The sequence below is a fragment of the Pseudomonas sp. 10C3 genome, assembly GCF_036346185.1.
In the GTDB taxonomy this organism is placed as follows: domain Bacteria; phylum Pseudomonadota; class Gammaproteobacteria; order Pseudomonadales; family Pseudomonadaceae; genus Aquipseudomonas.
The window spans coordinates 60,475-80,742 of record NZ_JASJVE010000022.1; the positions used below are offsets into that span (position 1 = coordinate 60,475).

The following is a 20,268-nucleotide window of genomic DNA, read 5'->3' on the forward strand; positions in this document are numbered from 1 at the left end:
AAATAGCCGTGCCAGAGGGTTTGCCGCTGTAAATCACACTTTAGAGGGATCAAGTGCCCGTACCTGCTGGCTATAGTCGGCACAGGGTCTTAGTAAGAGCGGCTATAACGCCCCCTCGTATCGCAGCCTTCCAGGCTGCCCGATGGCGTTAACACTCAAGAGCACTTGAGCCGGTCCCGGAAAAGCCCACTGCCATAACAATAAAAGCACATGGAGTAGCGTCGATGACATCAGTTAACCAGTTCTGGCGCCGGGCGAAATTGCCTCTGGCCGTCAGCCTCGCCTCTACGCTCGCCGGTCCGGCATTTGGCGTAAGTTTCAACATCGGTGAAATCGAAGGTCAGTTCGACTCGTCGCTTTCGATAGGCGCCAGTTGGTCTACGCAGAATCCCAACAAGAATCTCATCGGTTCCAATAACGGCGGCCACGGCCTGTCGCAGACCTCCGATGATGGCCATTTGAATTTCAAGAGCGGGGAAACGTTCTCGAAGATCTTCAAGGGCATTCACGATCTTGAGTTGAAATACGGCGACACCGGTGTGTTTCTCCGGGGCAAGTACTGGTATGACTTTAAGCTTAAGGACGATGATCTCAATTTCAAGAACATCAGCGACAGCGGCCGCAAGGAAGCCGCGAAATCGTCGGGCGCCGAGCTGCTTGATGCGTTCGTCTACCACAACTACTCCATTGGGGATGAACCAGGTTCCGTGCGGTTGGGTAAGCAAGTCGTCAGTTGGGGTGAAAGTACCTTCATCCAGGGCGGTATCAACAGCATCAACCCGGTCGACGTGTCAGCCTTCCGCCGTCCCGGCGCGGAAATCAAGGAAGGCTTGATTCCGGTCAACATGTTCTACCTCTCGCAAAACATCACCGAGAACCTCTCGGCCGAGGGCTTTTATCAAATTGGATGGGACCAGACGGTTGTCGATAACTGCGGCACCTTCTTCTCGCAACCGGACGTGATCGCCGACGGCTGCAACAACAACCTGGCCGTGTTGAAAACCAAAAATGGTCTAAATAGCGCGTTGCCAGCCAGTTTGCGTTCACCTGTGTCAAATAGCTTGGCGGCCCAGGGCGTTACCTTCGGCAACCCGGATGAAGGCGTAATCGTGCGTCGTGGTCCTGACCGTGACGCCCGCGACAGCGGCCAGTTCGGCCTGGCCACGCACTACATGTTCGATCCACTGGACACCGAGTTCGGTGCCTATTTCATGAATTACCACAGCCGCAACCCGATCTTCAGTGGCCAAGGCGCCCCGGCCAGCGCTTATAGTCCAGCCAACCTGGTTGGTTCGCTGGCTCGCAATGGCGTACCGCTACGGACTGCTGCGGCTTTGGCGCCGACCCTGCTGCCGTTGGTCGTGGCCGGCAACTCCAGCTATTACGTTGAATACCCGGAAGACATTCGTCTGTACGGCCTGAGCTTCTCTACCACCCTGCCTACCGGTACGGCGTGGAGTGGTGAGGTCAGCTACCGTCCGAACGCGCCGGTGCAACTCAACACCACCGATATCCTGTACTCCGGTCTTACGCCGTTGAACCCGAACGTATCGATGCTGCAAGGCAAGCCGGGTACTGACCAGTCGGGTTATCGCCGCAAGGAAGTTACCCAGTTCCAGACCACCTTCACCCAGTTCTTCGATCAGGTGATGGGCGCCGAGCGACTGACTGTCGTGGGCGAAGTCGGCTGGACTCACGTCGGTGGGCTGGAAAGTACCTCGAAAATCCGTTACGGCCGCGACCCGAGCTACGGCCCAGGTCCCCTGCCTAATGGTCAGTGCGCCACGCTCAACGCCAGCACCCTGGCCGGCGCAGCCCAGAACAACGTCTCGCGTTATTGCGAAAACGATGGCTTCACCACGGCTGACTCCTGGGGCTATCGTGCTCGTGCGATCTGGGATTACAACAGTGTGTTTGCAGGTATCAACCTCAAGCCAAGCATTGCCTGGTCGCATGACGTCTCTGGCTACTCGCCGGGTCCTGGTGGCAACTTCGAAGAAGGGCGCAAGGCTATCAGCCTGGGCCTGGATGCCGAATACCAGAACACCTACACCGCGAACCTTTCGTACACCAACTTCTTCGACGGCAAGTACACCACTGTGGATGACCGCGATTTTGTTGCGCTCAGCGTTGGCATGAACTTCTAAGAATACGGTTTTTTTTCAGGACGACTATGAACATGAAAATGACAAAGGGTCTGTTACAAGTCGGTGTACTGGGTCTGTCATTGCTGGCGACCGGGGTGATGGCTGCTGTGTCGGAATCCGAGGCCGCCAAACTGGGTACAACCTTGACGCCGATGGGCGCCGAAAAGGCCGGTAACGCCGCAGGGACGATCCCTGCATGGAGCCCGCTGCCAAAAAATGCTGGCGCTGTGGACAGCAAGGGTTTCCTTGCTGACCCCTATGCTCAGGAACAACCGCTGTTTGTGATCACCGCGCAAAACGTCGATCAGTACAAAGACAAGCTGGCGCCAGGGCAAATAGCGATGTTCAAGCGCTATCCGGAGACTTTCAAAATGAAGGTCTTCCCGTCCCATCGTGGCGCGACGGTGCCTGATGACGTGTTCGCAGCGATCAAAGGCAACGCGACCAAGACCAAACTGGTCGCGGGTGGTAACGGCCTTGAGAACTTCAAGACGGCGATTCCATTCCCGATCCCGCAAAACGGTTCTGAGGTGATCTGGAACCATATCACCCGTTATCGCGGTGGCAGCGTTCAGCGTCTGGTGACCCAGGCCACGCCGCAGGCCAATGGCTCCTACAACCTGGTTTACTTCAAGGATCAGTTCGTTTTTCGCGATAACGTGAAAAAATCCGGTGCAGACGATGCGAAAGCCAAGTCTGGCGATGAAGATGAGAAAACCGGTGACACCAGCAACATCCTTTTCTACTTCAAGCAGGAAGTAACCGCGCCCGCACGTCTGGCCGGTGGGGTACTGCTGGTGCACGAAACCCTCGATCAGGTAAAAGAACCGCGTATGGCCTGGGTGTACAACGCCGGTCAACGTCGCGTACGTCGCGCGCCACAAGTGTCTTATGACGGGCCGGGTACCGCAGCAGATGGTCTGCGCACCTCGGACAACCTGGACATGTACAACGGCGCACCTGATCGTTACGACTGGAAACTGATCGGCAAGCAGGAAATGTACATCGCCTCTGACAGCTATAAGCTCGATGATCCGACCCTTAAATATGCCGACATCATCAAGGCCGGTCATATCAACCAGGATCTGGCGCGCTATGAACTGCGTCGTGTCTGGCACGTGACCGCTACCTTGAAGGAAGGCCAGCGCCACATCTATGCCAAACGTGACTTCTTCATCGATGAAGACACCTGGCAGGCAGCGGTGATCGATCACTACGACGGTCGTGGTCAACTGTGGCGTGTGGCTGAAGCTCACTCCCAGAACTACTACAACGTACAAGTGCCGTGGTACACCCTGGAAACCCTCTACGATCTGCAATCGGGCCGTTACCTGGCGCTCGGTATGAAGAACGAAGAGAAAGCAGCTTATAACTTCAAGTTCGAGGCGAGCGTCAGCGATTTCTCTCCTTCGGCCTTGCGCCAGTCTGGCGTACGGTAACGATTCATCGCTAAACGCACACTGAAAACGCCCCGACTGTTCGGGGCGTTTTCTATTGAGAGCCCCTATGTTCACGGGGAGCGATGCAGGTTGTTGTAATCTTTTTCTAAAAATGCGCCAAATTCCTTCAAAAGGACCGACGTACCCGCTAGTCTGCGGACATCTGCAATGCCGATAACAGCACTTTAATAAGAGCCGGCTATGACTGATTTGTCCCGTCTGCAAGGGTTTGACAGCCACGCGGTTACCGCGCTGGAAGGCCGTTTCTTTCGACCACCGTTGCCCGAAGGTTATGTACTGCGTCCACGTTTATGTGAGCGCTTGAGTGCAGGCCTGGCGGGGCGGCTGTTGTTGGTCTGCGCCCCGGCAGGTTTTGGCAAGAGTTCGCTGGCGGTAGAGTTTTGTCAGAGCCTGCCGGCTCAGTGGCAAAGCCTGTGGCTGGGGCTGAGTCATCGCGACAGTGATCCGGGGCGCTTTCTTGAGCGTCTGCTTGCCGGTCTGCAACAATTTTTCCCACAGCTGGGTACCCAGGCGCTGGGTTTGTTGAAGATGCGCCAACGCCATCAACCCTTTGCATTCGAAGAGTGGCTTGATGGCCTGCTTGACGAGCTGACCACGCACCTGATGCTGAGCAAGCCACTGCTGCTGGTGTTGGACGATTACCATCTCGCTCAGGGGCCGGTGCTCGACCGCTGCCTGCAGTTTTTCCTCAATCACTTACCCGCCGGGCTGATCGTGATGGTCACCAGCCGTCAGCGTCCGAACTGGCACCTGGCACGGCTGCGACTGTCGCGCCAACTGCTTGAGCTCAATGAGCAGGATTTGCGCCTGACCAACGCCGAGTCGGTGGCGGTGCTTGAACAGCACTCGAATTCGCTGGACAGTGAAGCGCTGCAAAGTCTGATTCTGCGCAGCGAGGGTTGGGTGGCCGGGTTGCGCTTCTGGCTGCTGGCCGCGTCTGAAGCGGGCAGTGACAATGCGCTGCCACAAGCGCTGCATGGCGGGGAAGGGCTGATTCGCGATTACCTGCTCGAAGAGGTGATCGACTTTCTACCGACCGATGTTCAGGCGTTTTTGTACGATACCGCCTGCCTGGAGCGTTTTTGCAGCGAGCTGTGCGATGCCGCTCGCGAAACGTATGACAGCGCCGAAATGCTGCGTTATCTGCAAGCGCATCAGGTCTTCCTGGTGCCGCTGGATGAGCATGGCCGCTGGTTTCGTTATCACCATTTGTTTTCCGACTTGTTGCGCACCCGGCCCGGCGCCGAGACCGGCCCGCAGCAACCCCGCCTGCACCTGAATGCCTGTCGATGGTTCAGCGACCAGGGTCTGCTCGACGAGGCCGTCGAACAAGCCTTGCGTGCGGGGCATCTGGATGTCGCTGCCAATCTGGTGCAGAACCTTTCCGAAGAGCAACTGCTGGCCGAGCAGAATGTCGGGATGCTGCTGCGTTGGAAAATGGACTTGCCTGACAGTTTGCTGATCAGCACGCCACGCTTGATCGTGCTCTATAGCTGGGCGCTGGGCCTGGCGTGCCAGCTGGATGCCGCTGAAGAGTTGGCCAGCCACTTGAGTCGCTTTCTGCCCGCGCCCTCGGCGACAGCGCAAAAATCCATGCTCGCCCAGTGGCTGGCGCTCAGCGGGATTATTGCCCGAGGGCGTGGCGACAGTGCCAAGGCCCGGCTCTATTGCAACGAAGCGCTGCTCAGCCTGCCGCATAAACGTTACGGTCAACGGCTGACGTGCCTGTCGACGCTGGCTAATCTGGCCATTGCCGAGGGTGACCCCTTGCGCGCCCGGGTACTCAATCGCGAGGCGCTTGAGCTGGCGCAACGGGTCGCCAATCCGTTATTTGAAGCCCTTGCCCATTATGATCGGGCGCGGGTGTTGCAGGCGCGTGGCGAGGTATTGCGTGCGCTGGACGAAGTCCACCAGGGCCAGGAGCGGCTCAAGGGTTTGCCAGCCCAACGGCTCTATGCTGTTCGTGCGCGGCTGACACTGTATGAAGGCTATCTGCTGACGATGCGCATGCAGCCTGAAGCGGGGCGTGCGCGGCTGTTGGCCGGGTTGTCTGAAGCGCGAGCCTGTCGTGATATCAGCGTATTGATCGGCCACTGTGTGATCGCAGGGCTAGACGGGCGCGACGGCCGTTTTGCCGAGGCCTTTGCCGAGTTGGGCGAGGCCGAGCGCTTGATGCACATCTGGGACGTGCCGCCAATCTACTACCTGGCCATGATCACTCTGGTCAAATGTGAGCTGTGGTTGTTGCAAGGCCGCATCGACCTCGCCGACGCCTGGTTGGTGCGGTTGGCGCAAACCTATGGCGGTGATCAGGCCGCTGCCGCACCGGAGTGTCACCCGCAACTGCCGCAACACATCGAATTACAGCGCGCAGTGCTCGAACGCATCCAAGGGCTGCGGCCCGAATCCGAGCAACGCCTGCTCGCCCTCGAACAACAGGCACACAATGCCGGTGCCCACTCTATTTATGTCGCCGCACTGACCCAGCAAATCCTACCGCTGTTGGGCACTGCGCGCGAAGCACAGGCGCGAACACTGTTCACCCGTAGCTTGCAAGCAGCCACCGGTGGCGCACTTCTGCCTTTCCACTGGCTGGTGAGCGGGCATCCCGATTGGTTGCGAGAACAACTGCTGCAAAGCGCACCGGGTGCGGTTCGCGATTCGCTACTGGAACTGTTGCCGCCCGCAGTTGCTTTGCGCGAACCCAGCGAACCTCTGCACTGCGCAGAACAACTCAGCGCCCGCGAACTCGCCGTGCTCCAACTCATCGCTCAGGGCTGCTCCAATCAGCAAATCAGCGAACAGCTGTTCATCTCCCTGCACACCGTAAAAACCCACGCCAGCCACATCAACAGCAAACTGGGGGTCGAACGGCGAACGCAAGCGGTGGCACGGGCGAAGGAGATGGGGTTGTTGGGGTGAGGGCAACTTGGCGTTGCAAGCACTTAAGGGTGTGTTCCACCCCTTTGGAGTGCGTGCCGGAGTCGTACCATTGCGCAGGCGTTAATTAACCCGTTGAAGAATATGTTCCGAGCCCTACCCCGAGTCGTGCAACTCCAACTTTTGGCGACCCTGTGCAATAGCGCAGGCGGTATCGTCAAGCTCTTCATGCCTTTGTTTTTTTACGAGGCGTATGGGTTTGACTTCACTGTGATTGCCTTACTCATGGCGGCCTACGGTGCTGGATGCATAGTGGGTGCTTACTCAGGCGGTGTGTTATCTGAATATATTGATTGCCAGTGGGTCGCGGGTATTTCGTTGCTGTTCAGCGGCCTGCTTGCCGCTGCGCTTGCCCTGCATTTGCCTTTGGCCTTGCTGTTTTTGGTAGTGCCCTTGGTGGGGCTTTTCGATGGTGCGTTCCGTCCCGCCAATTTACGGTTGATCATGGACGCCAGCCCGAAGCAGTTGCAGATCCGTGTGCAGGGTTTACATCGGGTTGTGTTCAATCTGGGTGTTGCCTTGGCGGGCGTCATGGCGGGTGCACTGGTCAGTCTAGGGTATGGCTACGTATTTCTTTTCCAGGGGGCGTTGAATGTGCTCGGCAGCGTGTGTCTGGTGGGCTACGCCTTGAAACATGCAGGCCGAGTTCGATTGCATGTCGAGGTGGCGACCAGCGACCTTCAGCGGGAGGTCTTGGCATTAAAAGGCTCGCCCTGGAAAGATCGACTATTTCTGGTGTTCATCGTGGGGCAGTTGTTGGCGCTGGGTGTGTTCGATCAAATGTACGGCACGTTTGGACTTTTTTTACGCGAGCACGCTGCCGCTGGCCCAGAATGGATTGCTTATCTTTTTTCCATGAATGCGTTGCTGGTGGTCTTGCTGCAGATGCCGGTAACGCGGTGGATTGAGCGTCACGGGGTGGTCATCGCCTCGCGGCTTGGCGCTTGTCTGCTCAGTTGTGCTTTTTTGTTTCTTAATGCAGGCAGTCATATCGGCTGGACCATCGTGACTATGCTGACAATCACGGCGGCAGAGCTGCTTTTGACTCCCGCGTGGACGTTGGCGGTGCTAGAACGCTCTCAGCATCGTCAACGAGGTAAGTACCTGGGGATATTCAGTGCCGGCTGGCTGGGGCACTCGCTTTATGGTCCCAGCGTCGGTGCCTGGTTATACGGAGCCTACGGTGGACCGACACTGTGGTGGATCTGCGCGTTGGTGGGCGGGACAGTGTTCTTGCTTCACTATTCGACAATCGCGCGTCTGAGCGCCCCTCAAAATGCCGTGAACCTGCCGAAACGCATTGGAGCTTCTTAGCGTTCAGGACGTCAACCGAACAGGTTGCCTTCGGCTAGTGAGAGGCCAGACCAGAGCTCTTCAGCGTTGGTGATGCCCCAGTCCTCAGCCAACTCGATTTGCACAATTTTGTCTGGTTCCTCGAGGCAGGCAAGATCAATGATCTTATGGGGAATCGCCATTTTGCTTCGCGTTGACAGGAATACTTTAACTTTGGGGGTCAGAAGGGACTGTTCATTCTGCTCAATGACTACGCCCATGCGACCGCTTTGCAGGCTGACTAAAGCGCCAATGGGGTAAATGCCGATGGTTTTAACAAAGCTCTGGAAAACTATTTCATCGAAATGCCCTTTCCAGGAGGCCATTTCGCGAATGGAGTGTGCAGGACCCCAGCCCTTTTTATACGAGCGCTCGGACGTCACTGCGTCATACACGTCGCACACCGCGCCCATTCGGGCAAACAGACTGATCTGGTCCCCAGCCAGGCCATGTGGGTAACCCAAACCGTTGATTTTTTCGTGGTGATGCAAGCATACGTCAAGCACGTGAGTGCTGACGTCCTCGCTCCTCTCCAGAATTTTCAGCCCCTCTTCCGGGTGGCTCTGGACGAGTTTGAACTCCTCGGGTGTCAGCTTTCCGGCCTTATCGAGGATGGCGCTTGAGATCATCATCTTGCCGACATCGTGCATGAGGCCGGCCATCCCTGCTTCACGGACTTGCTCCTCGTTCATCTGCAGTTGTCGGGCCAGCGCAATCATCAATATACACACGGCCACGGAGTGCATGTAGGTGTAGTCGTCAGACGTTTTCAAGCGCGCCAGACTGATAAGCGCATGGGGATGGCGAAGTATGGAGTTGGTTATTTCATCCACCAAAAAAGCGCCATCCTCCACTTTTATAGCCTGGCCCAGTCTTGCGTCACTGAACATTTTTACGACGGCTTCTTTGGCTCGCACACAGATCTTTAAGGCCTGGGACAGCTCTTCATCCAGACTGACCCTGGAGGGGATGGTCGCGGGCTGTACGAAGGGAATGGGTGGAGAGGGCGGAAGGAAAGGCGCCTCGAACTGTTGAGGATTATCGTCAGTGACAGGAGGATGACCCTTGCCGGTATCCACCCACACTTCTGTAATAGCCGACTGCTGGATCCGTACAATATCCAGAGCATCTTTGAGTTCAAAGCTGCCTTTCCAAAAGGGATGCGCAACCCATGCACCACAGAATTTATGGATGTACATGCCAAGGGCAAGTTCAGAGGTGGGGATTTTTTTCAGCATCGCCAGTTTCTCAGTACAGCCAAGCCTTCCTGCAAGTAAGCTGGCTTTATTCTTGTGACCGCGAAAACAAAACCCGTCACGACGCCTGATACTTTCAGGTGAACAGTCGACATTACTTCACCCTTTAGAGCGCGCTTGATGGCGTGATTGACTCGCAGTGATCGCATAGTGCCATTATAGCCTGGCCCTTCCTGAAAAAGCGTACAAAGCTAAACAGTGGTCGTGCTTTATTTTTTTGTCTTTAAATTTATACGATATAAATCAACAGGTTGCTGTGATTATTTTTTGATTTTCAATTGTAACCACTGCGCGGGTCAGGTGTGCCGTGGAAAAAAATCAGCAAGCTTTCCTGCTGTTTTTTCCTTGGTCCCGCCCGTGCTGGCGTCTTGGACAATCGGATGCAAACCTCGGGCCTGTAGGCGAGGAACTCGGTATGGAGAGGGCGAAAACCGACGCTCGACGGCATGGCCTCTACAATTCAAACTTACGTCTATCCATCTCCCGGGAGGCCCCATGCAAGTCGCCAAACCGTCACTCATCCGCGAAACTTTTCCCGTCGGTCCTTTGCAGTGCAACTGCACGATCATCGGCGACCCCATCACCAAGCAAGCAATCGTGGTCGACCCGGGTGGCGATCATGAGTTGATTCTGGCTCGGCTGGAGGCATTGGGGCTGAGGGTGGTCAGTATTATTCATACCCATGCGCATCTGGATCATTTTCTGGCGTCCGGATTGATGAAGGAGAAGACTGGGGCGACGTTGCATTTGCATCGGGAGGACAAGTTCCTCTGGGACAATCTGGAGATGCAGTGCCAGATGTTCGGTGTGCCTTATACGCCGGTACCGCCGCCGGATCGTTGGCTGGCCGATGATGAGGCGTTGCCGTGTGGTTGCGGCGTGGCGTTGCACACCCCCGGGCATACACCCGGTTCGATGAGCTTCTGGTTTGCCGACGACAAGCTGTTGATTGCCGGTGACACGCTGTTCAAGCGCGGGATTGGGCGTACGGATTTGTGGGGTGGCGATCAGGCGACCATCGTTCGTTCGATCAAACAGCGCTTGTACTGCCTGGACGAAGAGGCAACGGTGATCACCGGTCATGGCCCCGAGACACGCTTGGGCGACGAGATGCGCCAGAATCCTTACGTTCGGGCGTGAAATTTGTTACATCGGGATTATGGAATTTTTTCCTGAAGTGAGGCTCTAATCGCCGCACGGTCTGCGTCTGACGTTCGTTGCGTTATCGAAAGCGGCCATAAAAAGTAGCCCTAGGAAGTTAAACAGGAGTTCCTCAATGTTCACCTCGCGTCGTTTGATTCTTGTCGCTACTGCTGTTGCCTTGTTGTCCGGGTGCGCGTCACCTAATCCTTATGACAATCAAGGACAGGCTGATAATTCGGGTGGTGTCAGCAAGACCGCCAAATACGGTGGCCTGGGTGCGCTGGCCGGGGCCCTGGCCGGTGCGGCGATCAGTCACGATAACCGTGGCAAGGGGGCGCTGATTGGCGCAGCAGTTGTTGGTGCCAGTGCTGCCGGTTACGGTTATTACGCTGACAAGCAAGAAGCCGAGTTGCGCAAAAGCATGGCCAATACCGGGGTCGAGGTGCAGCGTCAGGGTGATCAGATCAAGCTGATCATGCCGGGCAACATCACCTTCGCCACGGACTCTTCAGCCATTGCCAGCAGCTTCTATTCGCCGCTGAATAATCTGGCGGGCTCCTTGAAGCAGTTCAACCAGAACATGATTGAAATCGTGGGCTACACCGACAGTACCGGTAGTCGTCAGCACAACATGGACCTGTCCCAGCAGCGTGCGCAAAGCGTAAGTACTTACCTGACTTCGCAAGGCGTCGACCCTTCTCACCTGTCCGTACGTGGCGCAGGTCCGGATCAGCCGATTGCCAGCAACGCCGACGTGAATGGCCGGGCGCAGAACCGTCGGGTTGAAGTTAACCTGAAGCCTATTCCGGGTCAGCAATACCAGCAGCCGCCGCAGCAGTAAGACAGCATTTTTGATATCTGCCGCTAACCCGGCAGGAGCGAATTCACTCGCTCCTGCCGTCAGGTTGCGATCAACGCTTTTGTGGGTATTCCTGGTGCAGGCGATCCAGGAGTAAATCCTTGTCTTCCCACAATCGGTTGATCCACTGCTGGAATTCCAGGCGGTACTCACCGTCCTGGTCATAATTGCTGCCGATGAACTGCGGTGGGATTTTGATTTCTTCGAAATGCGCGACCACTTCCCTGACGTTACCGCACAGCAGATCCCAGTAACCTGGGCGCCCACCTGGGTAGTGAATGGTCACGTTGACGATGGCCTCCAACTGATCGCCCATGGCGTCGAGTACAAACGCGATGCCGCCCGCTTTGGGTTTGAGCAGGTGGCGAAAGGGCGAGTTCTGCTCGGCGTGTTTGCTCTCGGTGAACCGCGTGCCTTCCACGAAGTTGAAGATACCCACCGGGTTATTGCGGAACTTGTCGCAAGTACGCTGCGTGGTTTCCAGGTCTTTGCCCTTCTTCTCCGGGTGTTTGGCCAGGTACGCCTTGGAGTAACGCTTCATGAACGGAAAACCCAGCGCCCACCAGGCCAGGCCAATAACCGGTACCCAGATCAACTCCTGCTTGAGAAAGAACTTCAGCGGACGGATGCGCCGATTGAGTACGTATTGCAGGACCATGATGTCGACCCAGCTTTGATGGTTGCTGGTAATCAGGTACGAGTGTTGATAGTCCAGGCCTTCGAGCCCGCTCAGGTGCCAGCGGGTGTTGCGCACCAGCTTCATCCAGGCTTTGTTGTTGCTGATCCAGGCTTCGTGGATGTGGCTCATCAGCCAGTCGGTCAAGCGTTGGGCGGCAGGGAAGGGCAGGCACAGCTTGAAGATGGCGACCACGAACAACGGTGTGCAGCAAACGATTGTGTTAAGCGCCAAAAGCAACGAGGCAATCACGCCTCGCAATGGGGCAGGCAAAAAGTCCATGCGGGGCAGGGCTCCAAAAATAGTTCAAGTGCCGCCGGACTTCCCGGCGGTTGTTATTGGGGTCAGGAAAGGTTGTCAGCCTGAATCGCCGTAAGGGCGATGGTGTAGACGATGTCATCGACCTGAGCGCCGCGCGGCAGGTCGTTAACCGGTTTGCGCAGGCCTTGCAGCATCGGGCCGAGGCTGACGCAATCTGCGCTGCGCTGCACGGCTTTGTAAGTGGTGTTGCCGGTATTCAGGTCCGGGAACACAAACACCGTGGCACGTCCGGCGACCGGGCTGTTGGGCGCCAGTTGGCGAGCGACGGTTTCGTTGGCGGCGGCATCGTACTGCAGCGGACCGTCGATCAAAAGGTCGCTTTGGGCCCGATGCGCCAGTTGCGTGGCTTCACGGACTTTTTCCACTTCTTCGCCGCTGGCCGAATCACCGCTGGAGTAACTGATCATCGCCACCCTCGGCGCAATGCCGAAAGCCACTGCCGAATCGGCGCTTTGCAGGGCGATTTCAGCCAACTCGTTGGCGCTGGGGTGCGGGTTCATGATGCAGTCGCCGTAGACCAGTACCTGCTCCGGGAACAGCATGAAAAATACGGACGACACCAAGGTGCAGCCCGGCGCGGTCTTGATCAGTTGCAACGCCGGACGGATGGTATTGGCGGTGGAGTGGATGACCCCGGAAACCAGGCCGTCGACCTCATCGAGCGCCAGCATCATGGTGCCGATCACTACGGTGTCTTCCAATTGCTGTTCGGCCATCGGCGCGTTGAGGCTCTTGCTTTTGCGCAGCTCGACCATGGGTACGATATAGCGTCCCCGGATCAGGTCCGGGTCGAGAATTTCCAGCCCTGCTGGCAACTCGATGCCCTGGGCCTGGGCCACGGCATAGACTTCTTCTGGCTTGGCCAGCAGCACGCAACGGGCGATGCCGCGTGCCTGGCAGATGGCCGCCGCCTGGATGGTCAACGGCTCGCTGCCTTCCGGGAGGACGATACGCTTGTTGGCGGCTTGTGCGCGCTGGATCAATTGATAGCGAAAGACCGCCGGGGACAGGCGCATTTCCCGAGGTGTGCCGCAACGCTGGTGCAACCACTTCGCGTCCAGATGCCCGGCGACAAAATCGGTAATTATTTCCGCGCGCTCGCGGTCATCGATAGGGATCTCTTTGTTCAGTTGGTTCAGCTGGTTCGCCGTGTCATACGAGCCGGTGCTCACGGACAATACGGGCAAGCCCGCTTGTAGCGCGCCGCGGCACAGTTCCATGATCCGTGGATCAGGCACGGTGTCGCTGGTCAGCAGCAGGCCAGCCAACGGCACGCCGTTCATCGCTGCAAGGCTGACGGCGAGGATGATGTCATCGCGATCGCCAGGCGTTACCACGAGTACGCCCGGTTTAAGCAGCGATACGGTGTTGAGCACGGTGCGCGCGCAGAGGATGACTTTAGACATGCGCCGCTGCTCGTAATCGCCGGCATTGAGTACCTGTGCGCCAAGCAGATCGGCCACGTCGCGGGTACGCGGTGCGTTCAGGTCAGCCTGAAACGGAATACAGCCCAGTAGGCGGAAATCACCGTTACGCAACAAAGGCGAGTGTTCTTTGAGGCGCGCGGCGAAGGCTTCCATGCTTTCGTCGGTGCGCACTTTGTTCAAAATTACGCCGAGGACTTTCGGGTCTTTTGGCCCGCCGAACAGTTGCGCCTGCAATTCGACCCGCCCGGACAGCTCGGTCAGCACTTCATTTTCCGGCGCGGAGACCAGAATCACTTCTGCATCCAGGCTTTTCGCCAAATGCAGATTGACCCGCGCGGCGTAGCTGGCATGGCGGGTAGGTACCATGCCTTCGACGATCAGCACGTCCTTGCCTACCGCAGCCTCTTGATACAACTGGATGATTTCTTCCAGCAATTCGTCTAGCTGGCCATCGCCGAGCATCCGTTCGACATGGGCCAGCCCCAGCGGTTTAGGAGGCTTGAGCCCGTGGGTGCGAGCGACCAGTTCGGTGGATCGCTCTGGCCCCAGATCGCCCGGATGAGGTTGGGCGATGGGTTTGAAAAAGCCGACCTTGAGCCCTGCACGTTCAAGCGTGCGCACCAGGCCCAGGCTGATGGAAGTCAGACCCACACCGAAGTCAGTGGGGGCGATAAAAAAAGTTTGCATGCGGGCTTCTCAATTGAGCAGTGCAAGGGCGGCGCGGATCAGCCAGCCAAAATACCGGTTTACGTCACTGATTTTTTTCGTACATTACAGGCACGCTATCGATTCTCGGTGCCTTGGTTGGGCATAAGACTATCGCTATCCAGGCTCTGCGCACACCAGCCACAGCTAAAGCTTTTACCTATTCGTTGTTGCCGTTGCGCTGGATCAAGCACCCAAGGCCGCGATTGCCATGGCGGTTGATGGCGTAGATGCTGGGTGTGGCCGCAGGAAAGCACGGCAATCCAGTGCCCTTCCTCGTCCTGGCGAAACTCAAGAAGTGTCGGGTTTTCCAATCTGGGCCGTCCGTCAGAGTTGCGTTCGCTTTCGGGCGATTGCTTGGTTAAACTTGATCGTTCTCCAATCTTAAGCAAAAGGTCTTGCCCCATGCCGATCGCCGCCAACAAGGCTGTCTCCATTGACTATACCCTGACCAACGACGCTGGTGAGGTCATCGATAGTTCCGCCGGCGGCGCGCCGCTGGTCTACCTGCAAGGTGCAGGCAACATCATTCCGGGCCTGGAGAAGGCTCTGGATGGCAAGAGCGTCGGTGACGAACTGAAAGTGTCCATCGAGCCGGAAGACGCTTATGGCGAATACCTGGCCGAACTGGTCAGCACCCTGAGCCGCAGCATGTTCGAAGGTGTCGACGAACTGGAAGTGGGTATGCAGTTCCACGCGTCGGGCCCGGACGGCAGCATGCAGATCGTGACCATCCGCGATCTGGATGGCGATGATGTGACCGTTGACGGCAACCATCCTTTGGCGGGTCAGCGTTTGAATTTCGAGGTCAAGATCATTGAAATTCGTGACGCCAGCCAGGAAGAAGTCGCTCATGGTCACGTGCATGGCGAAGGCGGCCATCACCATTGATTTGTGCTGCTAAGCTCTGTTAGCTGGCAAGGCGCCCAGGCAGGTATGTGAAGACGACTGGTTCGTTTCCACGGCCTGATACGGGCGCCTTTTTAGTTCGCTAGTTATTTGGGAGTTCGTCATGAGTGTTTTTCACGACACGACATTAAAAGCTCTGGATGGCCAGGAATTGCCTCTCGCGCCCTTCAAGGGCAAAGTCGTGCTGGTGGTCAACGTCGCCTCCAAGTGTGGTCTGACACCGCAATACGCGGAGTTGGAAAAACTTTATCAAAAGTACAAGGATCAAGGCTTCAGCGTGCTGGGTCTGCCGTGCAATCAATTTGCTGGCCAGGAACCTGGGTCCGAAGCGGAGATTCAAGAGTTCTGCACCCTGAATTACGGAGTGACATTTCCGTTGGGCAGCAAGCTTGAAGTGAACGGCGCTCATCGTCATTCGCTGTACCGTCTGTTGGTCGGTGAAGGTGCCGAATTTCCCGGAGACATTACCTGGAACTTCGAGAAGTTCCTGGTGGGTAAAGACGGCCGCGTCCTCGCGCGGTTCTCGCCAAGTACGTCTCCAGAAGATCACGCGGTGGTTCAGGCTATTGAAAAAGCCCTGAGCTGATCCACCGGCTTCGCCCGCCGGGTTGCCATTCGAGCACGCCCGGCAAGCTGTTCTCCTCCCGGTTTTGTCCATTGAATCCTCGCTATTTGCCTTTATTCTCCCCCCGACTTTTACGGCTAAATCACCCAAATCAATAGTGCTGGCAGAAGCGAGACGACCGGTCATATGCTTCGCACCATGAGCACATCCATTCGACTCGACAAGCGTGATCTGATCCTCGCCAAAGGCGCCCACCTGATGACCCGTCGCGGTTATCACGGCACGGGCGTGCTGGAGATTGTCCAGGCCGCAGGTATTCCCAAGGGTTCGTTTTATCACTACTTCGCCAGCAAAGAAGACTTTGCCGTGCAAGCGCTGGAGTATTTGTACGCGCCGCGATTGCAGCGCTACGCCGCTGTGCTGGCAGACCCGACGCAGAGCCCGCGTGAGCGGGTCCTGAGTTACTACCGCGACCTGCTCGAGCATTTTTCCCGACAAGAGAAACCTGAGTATCACTGCTTTATCGGCAGCTTGAGTTTCGAAATGGCGGATGGCTGCCAACCCATCGCCAGCCAGGTGGAACAGATCCTTGAGCGTTCGGTGGCGATTCTTGCCGAGTGCCTGACGGCCGCCCGTCAGGCCGGTGAGTTGCCTCGCAATACGGACTGTGCCGCGCTCGCCGAATTTATCGCCAATGCCTGGGAAGGGGCGTTGATGCGCATGAAAGTGGGAGGCAGTGTCGCCTCCCTCGACGTTTTTCTGAACCAGCTTGAGCGTCTGTTGGCGCCCGGCCCCACTGATACCGATTGATTCCCGAGGAGCGTCACATGCCAGTCAACGCCTTGTTCAAACCCTTTCATCTGGGCCATTTGCAATTGCCGTCACGCGTGGTCATGGCACCCATGACCCGCTCGTTTTCCCCTGGTGGCGTACCTAACTCCAAAGTCATCGAATATTACCGCCGGCGTGCTGCCGCAGGCGTAGGTCTGATCATCACCGAAGGTGCGACGGTTAATCACAAAGCCTCTAACGGTTACCCGAACGTCCCGCAGTTCTTTGGTGAAGCGCCGTTGGCCGGCTGGAAAAAAGTCGTGGATGCGGTGCATGCCGAAGGCGGCAAAATCGTCCCGCAACTGTGGCATGTGGGCAGCGTTCGCCGCGTCGGCACGGAGCCTGACGCCAGCGTGCCGGGTTACGGGCCAACGGAAAAACTCAAAGACGGTCAGGTCGTGGTGCACGGCATGTCCAAACAAGACATTCAGGACGTGATTAGCGCCTTCGCTCAGGCCGCCAGGGACGCCAAGGCGATTGGCATGGACGGCGTTGAAATCCACGGTGCTCACGGTTATCTCGTCGATCAGTTTTTCTGGGAAGGCACCAATCAGCGCACGGATGAATATGGCGGCGATCTGGCCGGCCGTTCGCGTTTTGCCATCGAGTTGATCCAGGCAGTGCGTGCTGCGGTCGGCCCTGATTTTCCGATCATCTTCCGTTTCTCGCAGTGGAAGCAGCAGGACTACAGCGCACGTCTGGTGCAGACGCCGGAAGCGCTGGGCGAATTCCTCAAGCCGCTGTCAGACGCTGGCGTAGATATCTTTCATTGTTCGACACGTCGCTTCTGGGAACCTGAGTTTGAAGGCTCTGATCTGAACCTGGCCGGCTGGACCCGCAAGCTGACCGGCAAACCGACCATCACCGTGGGCAGTGTCGGGCTTGATGGCGAGTTCCTGCAATTCATGGTTAATACCGACAAGATCGCGCAACCGGCGAGCCTGGACAACCTGCTGCAGCGTTTGAACAACGACGAGTTCGACTTGGTCGCGGTAGGCCGTGCATTACTGGTGGACCCTGACTGGGCGGTGAAGGTGCGTGATGGCCGCGAGCAGGACATCCTGCCGTTCAGCCGTGACGCCTTAATGACGCTGGTCTAAAACCTGTAGGCGCTTGCCCGCGATGGCGTCATGCCTGACACACCGTCAAGCTGATCGCGGGCAAGGACTGGGCGGTCCCCACGCGCTTACAATAATTGCCCCATGGGCAACGCCTTGTTGCTCATCGCGCACGCGCTGCGTAATTGTCTTTCGAACAGGTCGATAATCGGCGCCCATCCCTGACGACTGGCGTGTTGCCGCGCGTTCAAGCGGACTCTGCGCAGCGTTTCGCTTTCTTCGAGCAACCAACGTGCGGCATCGATAAACGCTTCCTCATCCCCCGGCATCGCTAGTGCACCATTGTGGCCGTGACGAATATGCTGAGCCGCAGCGGCTTGGTCATAGGCAATCACGCCCAGCCCGGACGCCAAGGCCTCAAGCACCACATTGCCAAAGGTTTCGGTCAGGCTCGGGAATACAAACAAATCCCCTGATGCATAGTGCGTCGCCAGTATGTCCCCCCGTTGCGTGCCGCAGAAAATCGCGTTCGGCAGTTGCTGTTCCAGCGTCGTTCGTTGCGGGCCGTCGCCGACGATAATCAACTTCAGCGTTTGTCGAGGGTGTGCCGCTTGCAGGGCGTCAAAGCTGGTTTTAAGCAGGCCCAGATTTTTCTCGGGAGCGAGCCTGCCCACATGCAGCACGGCAATATCGTCCACGCTCAGCCCCCAGCTTTCACGCAGCGCCGCCGAGCGCTTCGATGGATGAAACAACTGACTGTCGACGCCCCGCGACAGCAGTTCAACCCGCTCAAAACCACGACGCTCCAGCTCCATTTTCTGGCTCAGGCTGGGCACGACGGTGATCTGTGAGCGATTGTGAAACCAGCGCAAGTAATGCGTCAGCAGGCGGGTGACAAACCCGAACCCGTATTCGTGAGTGTACTGCTGGAAGTTGGTGTGAAAACCACTGACCACGGCAATTCCCAAGCGCCTTGCCGCGCGCAATGCGGACAATCCCAGCGGCCCTTCGGTGGCGATGTACAGCACATCCGGGCGTTGCCGCGTCCAGCGCCGCAACAGCTTGTGCATTGATGATTGCCCCCATTGCAACCCGGGATATCCCGGAATCGGCCAGCCACGGCACAGCATCAGATCGTCTGCGGCGACAAGCCCTGCATCTTCACTCTGGCGCGGACGTATCAACTCGACACGGTGACCGCGCAGACGCAGGCCGTCGCACAACCGACCAAGGGTATTGGCCACGCCATTGATCTCTGGCGGGAAGGTTTCGGTAATCAGGGTGACATGCAAGATCGTGCTCATGACGTCAGTCTCGGCTGAGGGCATGTCGCTTATGTGGTGATTTGATGATGGATTTGTGACGGTGATGGGCGGGCAGTTGCTGCTCGCGCGTTTTATCAGTTTAATTTGATTAAATATTATTGAACGGGGCGTGCCGGGTTCAGGTGGTTAATATCAGATTGGAGGCGGGGCATAGTAGTTATTTGCTAACGGGTCTTTTATTTAAGTGTCGGTCTTATAGTTATGTAGGACGTTTCTTTAAGTCACTATTTCAGTGGGTTTCATGTTGCCGCTGAATGCTTTCTAAGTAACGTGAGGTTTGTCGAGTTTCAATGCTCTTGTTGCAGTGTTGGGTCTCGGTACACAGGGCTATTAACTTCAGGCTTTTGAGGTTTTGCCGCCCATCAATAATTTTCAGAAAGTATCACATGGAATTTAACTCTAAAAAGTTGAGCGGGACTCTTGCGGCCCTAGGAATGGTTACGGCACTTTTAACGTGCTCACAGATGGCAGTGGCTAGCAGTTATCAGCCATCAACTGTGTTGCCAACTGTTCACTCTGAAGGTTATCTGTACACGGCTAATGTGCCTGTTTCTGGCTCGCCGGCGGCGAACGGAAAAATATAAAATGTCACTTGGAATTGTGGCGTTGTAGGTTGGCCGAGAGGACTCTCTGTGTATCTGTGTCATGGTGCTGATCACTGCAAAGATATTTCTCGGCAGAGGACGGGTTCCACTGACGACTTTAATAACAGGAGCGCCGGTCAGCTATTGTGTTATGCTGTTCGCGTGATAAACCCTGGGCGCAGAGTTTGCCAGTTTGCCATTTCACGAAACTTTTGTGGCAATCCATTATTGAAATTCAGTATTTTCTCCAGGATTGTTACTGGAGGTGTGCCCTTTGCTTGTTCTGTTTCATACAGTTCAACCCGCTCTTTTCTCATTGAGAGCATTGTTCTCTCAAAATATGAGGTTGTGGTATCAGTCACAATTTCGCCGGTCGAGCTATATCGAATAATAGGGTAGTCAGTAAGATCATGCATTTCTCCGTTGAGAGAATTGTAGGCATAGCTATGAGCCAGCTGTGCAGCCTCTTGTGGGTCGTTGTTGGCTCTGTCCAACAGAAAACTTCTGAACGATACGCTTTTAGCACTTTTAGTGTGTTCTTTGTGCGTTTCGGACGCTGTGACTGCCTCGTTAAAATTCTGCATGAATGACTTGCCTGCGCTATCGAGGGTCCGCAACGACGTTGCGTCCTTAGCTTCTGGTCGAGTTGTTTCGTAAGCGCGCCATAAAGCACACATTCCAAGCCGTCGGCTAATGCCTGACGCTGTGCTCCCGATCTCTCTCTGGAGCC

The 20,268-nt window shown here is 56.6% G+C and carries 16 protein-coding genes; 10 read left to right on the plus strand and 6 right to left on the minus strand.

Going from position 1 to position 20,268, the window contains the following annotated elements; all coding sequences use genetic code 11:
• Window positions 1-224: 224 nt before the first annotated feature.
• From QN399_RS20515 to QN399_RS20530, 4 genes are all read left to right on the plus strand, one after another.
• Window positions 225-2,147, plus strand: a complete 1,923-nt coding sequence (locus QN399_RS20515; protein ID WP_322177953.1) for a DUF1302 domain-containing protein — start codon at window positions 225-227, stop codon at window positions 2,145-2,147.
• Between the two features lie 32 nt (window positions 2,148-2,179).
• Window positions 2,180-3,586 carry a DUF1329 domain-containing protein gene (locus QN399_RS20520; RefSeq protein ID WP_322278404.1) on the plus strand — a complete coding sequence of 469 codons (1,407 nt, stop codon included), beginning with the start codon at window positions 2,180-2,182 and terminating at the stop codon, window positions 3,584-3,586.
• Between the two features lie 201 nt (window positions 3,587-3,787).
• Window positions 3,788-6,529 carry a LuxR C-terminal-related transcriptional regulator gene (locus QN399_RS20525; protein WP_330201527.1) on the plus strand — a complete coding sequence of 914 codons (2,742 nt, stop codon included), beginning with the start codon at window positions 3,788-3,790 and terminating at the stop codon, window positions 6,527-6,529.
• 126 nt (window positions 6,530-6,655) lie between these two features.
• Window positions 6,656-7,861 carry an MFS transporter gene (locus QN399_RS20530; protein WP_330201528.1) on the plus strand — a complete coding sequence of 402 codons (1,206 nt, stop codon included), beginning with the start codon at window positions 6,656-6,658 and terminating at the stop codon, window positions 7,859-7,861.
• An 11-nt stretch (window positions 7,862-7,872) separates the two neighbouring features.
• Here the strand turns inward: QN399_RS20530 and QN399_RS20535 are convergent, their stop codons facing one another.
• Window positions 7,873-9,117 carry an HD-GYP domain-containing protein gene (locus QN399_RS20535; protein WP_322177957.1) on the minus strand — a complete coding sequence of 415 codons (1,245 nt, stop codon included), beginning with the start codon at window positions 9,115-9,117 and terminating at the stop codon, window positions 7,873-7,875.
• 513 nt (window positions 9,118-9,630) lie between these two features.
• On the opposite strand from QN399_RS20535, the gene QN399_RS20540 reads away from it, so the two are divergent.
• Complete coding sequence (locus QN399_RS20540) at window positions 9,631-10,275, plus strand: MBL fold metallo-hydrolase (RefSeq protein WP_322177958.1); 645 nt, start codon at window positions 9,631-9,633, stop codon at window positions 10,273-10,275.
• A 136-nt stretch (window positions 10,276-10,411) separates the two neighbouring features.
• On the plus strand, window positions 10,412-11,119 hold the full coding sequence (locus tag QN399_RS20545; protein WP_322177959.1) for an OmpA family protein: 708 nt from the start codon (window positions 10,412-10,414) through the stop codon (window positions 11,117-11,119).
• Between the two features lie 70 nt (window positions 11,120-11,189).
• Here the strand turns inward: QN399_RS20545 and QN399_RS20550 are convergent, their stop codons facing one another.
• The 3 genes from QN399_RS20550 to QN399_RS20560 all read right to left on the minus strand — a co-directional run bounded on the left by QN399_RS20550 (window position 11,190) and on the right by QN399_RS20560 (window position 14,658).
• The gene (locus QN399_RS20550) at window positions 11,190-12,095 is read right to left on the minus strand and encodes an acyltransferase (RefSeq protein ID WP_330201529.1); all 906 of its coding nucleotides are present in this window, start codon (window positions 12,093-12,095) and stop codon (window positions 11,190-11,192) included.
• A 62-nt stretch (window positions 12,096-12,157) separates the two neighbouring features.
• Window positions 12,158-14,248: a phosphate acetyltransferase gene (pta, locus tag QN399_RS20555; protein ID WP_322177961.1), complete on the minus strand. Its 2,091-nt coding sequence runs from the start codon at window positions 14,246-14,248 to the stop codon at window positions 12,158-12,160.
• A 95-nt stretch (window positions 14,249-14,343) separates the two neighbouring features.
• Window positions 14,344-14,658: a DUF3565 domain-containing protein gene (locus QN399_RS20560; protein ID WP_322183028.1), complete on the minus strand. Its 315-nt coding sequence runs from the start codon at window positions 14,656-14,658 to the stop codon at window positions 14,344-14,346.
• A 13-nt stretch (window positions 14,659-14,671) separates the two neighbouring features.
• Between QN399_RS20560 and QN399_RS20565 the strand changes: the two genes are divergently transcribed.
• The 4 genes from QN399_RS20565 (at window position 14,672) to QN399_RS20580 (ending at window position 17,671) form a co-directional block, all read left to right on the plus strand.
• Window positions 14,672-15,157: a peptidylprolyl isomerase gene (locus QN399_RS20565; protein WP_322177962.1), complete on the plus strand. Its 486-nt coding sequence runs from the start codon at window positions 14,672-14,674 to the stop codon at window positions 15,155-15,157.
• 121 nt (window positions 15,158-15,278) lie between these two features.
• Entirely contained in the window at window positions 15,279-15,761 is a 483-nt protein-coding gene (locus QN399_RS20570) for a glutathione peroxidase (RefSeq protein WP_322177963.1), read from the plus strand.
• A 165-nt stretch (window positions 15,762-15,926) separates the two neighbouring features.
• A complete protein-coding gene (locus QN399_RS20575; protein ID WP_322177964.1) occupies window positions 15,927-16,550 on the plus strand; it encodes a TetR family transcriptional regulator C-terminal domain-containing protein in 624 nt (207 codons plus the stop codon).
• 17 nt (window positions 16,551-16,567) lie between these two features.
• Window positions 16,568-17,671, plus strand: coding sequence for an NADH:flavin oxidoreductase (locus tag QN399_RS20580; RefSeq protein ID WP_330201530.1), 1,104 nt, complete (start codon window positions 16,568-16,570; stop codon window positions 17,669-17,671).
• A gap of 86 nt (window positions 17,672-17,757) precedes the next feature.
• Here the strand turns inward: QN399_RS20580 and QN399_RS20585 are convergent, their stop codons facing one another.
• Window positions 17,758-18,933, minus strand: coding sequence for a glycosyltransferase family 1 protein (locus QN399_RS20585; RefSeq protein WP_330201531.1), 1,176 nt, complete (start codon window positions 18,931-18,933; stop codon window positions 17,758-17,760).
• A gap of 754 nt (window positions 18,934-19,687) precedes the next feature.
• Window positions 19,688-20,268, minus strand: a 581-nt coding sequence (locus tag QN399_RS20590; protein ID WP_330201532.1) for a hypothetical protein, incomplete at its 5' end; no start/stop codon positions are given.

Coding starts and splice junctions, on each gene's coding strand:
- QN399_RS20575 (WP_322177964.1), top strand. CDS start 15,927: ATGCTTCGCACCATGAGCACATCCATTCGACTCGACAAGCGTGATCTG.
- QN399_RS20585 (WP_330201531.1), bottom strand. CDS start 18,933: ATGAGCACGATCTTGCATGTCACCCTGATTACCGAAACCTTCCCGCCA.
- QN399_RS20525 (WP_330201527.1), top strand. CDS start 3,788: ATGACTGATTTGTCCCGTCTGCAAGGGTTTGACAGCCACGCGGTTACC.
- QN399_RS20520 (WP_322278404.1), top strand. CDS start 2,180: ATGAAAATGACAAAGGGTCTGTTACAAGTCGGTGTACTGGGTCTGTCA.
- QN399_RS20540 (WP_322177958.1), top strand. CDS start 9,631: ATGCAAGTCGCCAAACCGTCACTCATCCGCGAAACTTTTCCCGTCGGT.
- QN399_RS20515 (WP_322177953.1), top strand. CDS start 225: ATGACATCAGTTAACCAGTTCTGGCGCCGGGCGAAATTGCCTCTGGCC.
- QN399_RS20570 (WP_322177963.1), top strand. CDS start 15,279: ATGAGTGTTTTTCACGACACGACATTAAAAGCTCTGGATGGCCAGGAA.
- QN399_RS20535 (WP_322177957.1), bottom strand. CDS start 9,117: ATGCTGAAAAAAATCCCCACCTCTGAACTTGCCCTTGGCATGTACATC.
- QN399_RS20550 (WP_330201529.1), bottom strand. CDS start 12,095: ATGGACTTTTTGCCTGCCCCATTGCGAGGCGTGATTGCCTCGTTGCTT.
- QN399_RS20580 (WP_330201530.1), top strand. CDS start 16,568: ATGCCAGTCAACGCCTTGTTCAAACCCTTTCATCTGGGCCATTTGCAA.
- pta (WP_322177961.1), bottom strand. CDS start 14,248: ATGCAAACTTTTTTTATCGCCCCCACTGACTTCGGTGTGGGTCTGACT.
- QN399_RS20545 (WP_322177959.1), top strand. CDS start 10,412: ATGTTCACCTCGCGTCGTTTGATTCTTGTCGCTACTGCTGTTGCCTTG.
- QN399_RS20565 (WP_322177962.1), top strand. CDS start 14,672: ATGCCGATCGCCGCCAACAAGGCTGTCTCCATTGACTATACCCTGACC.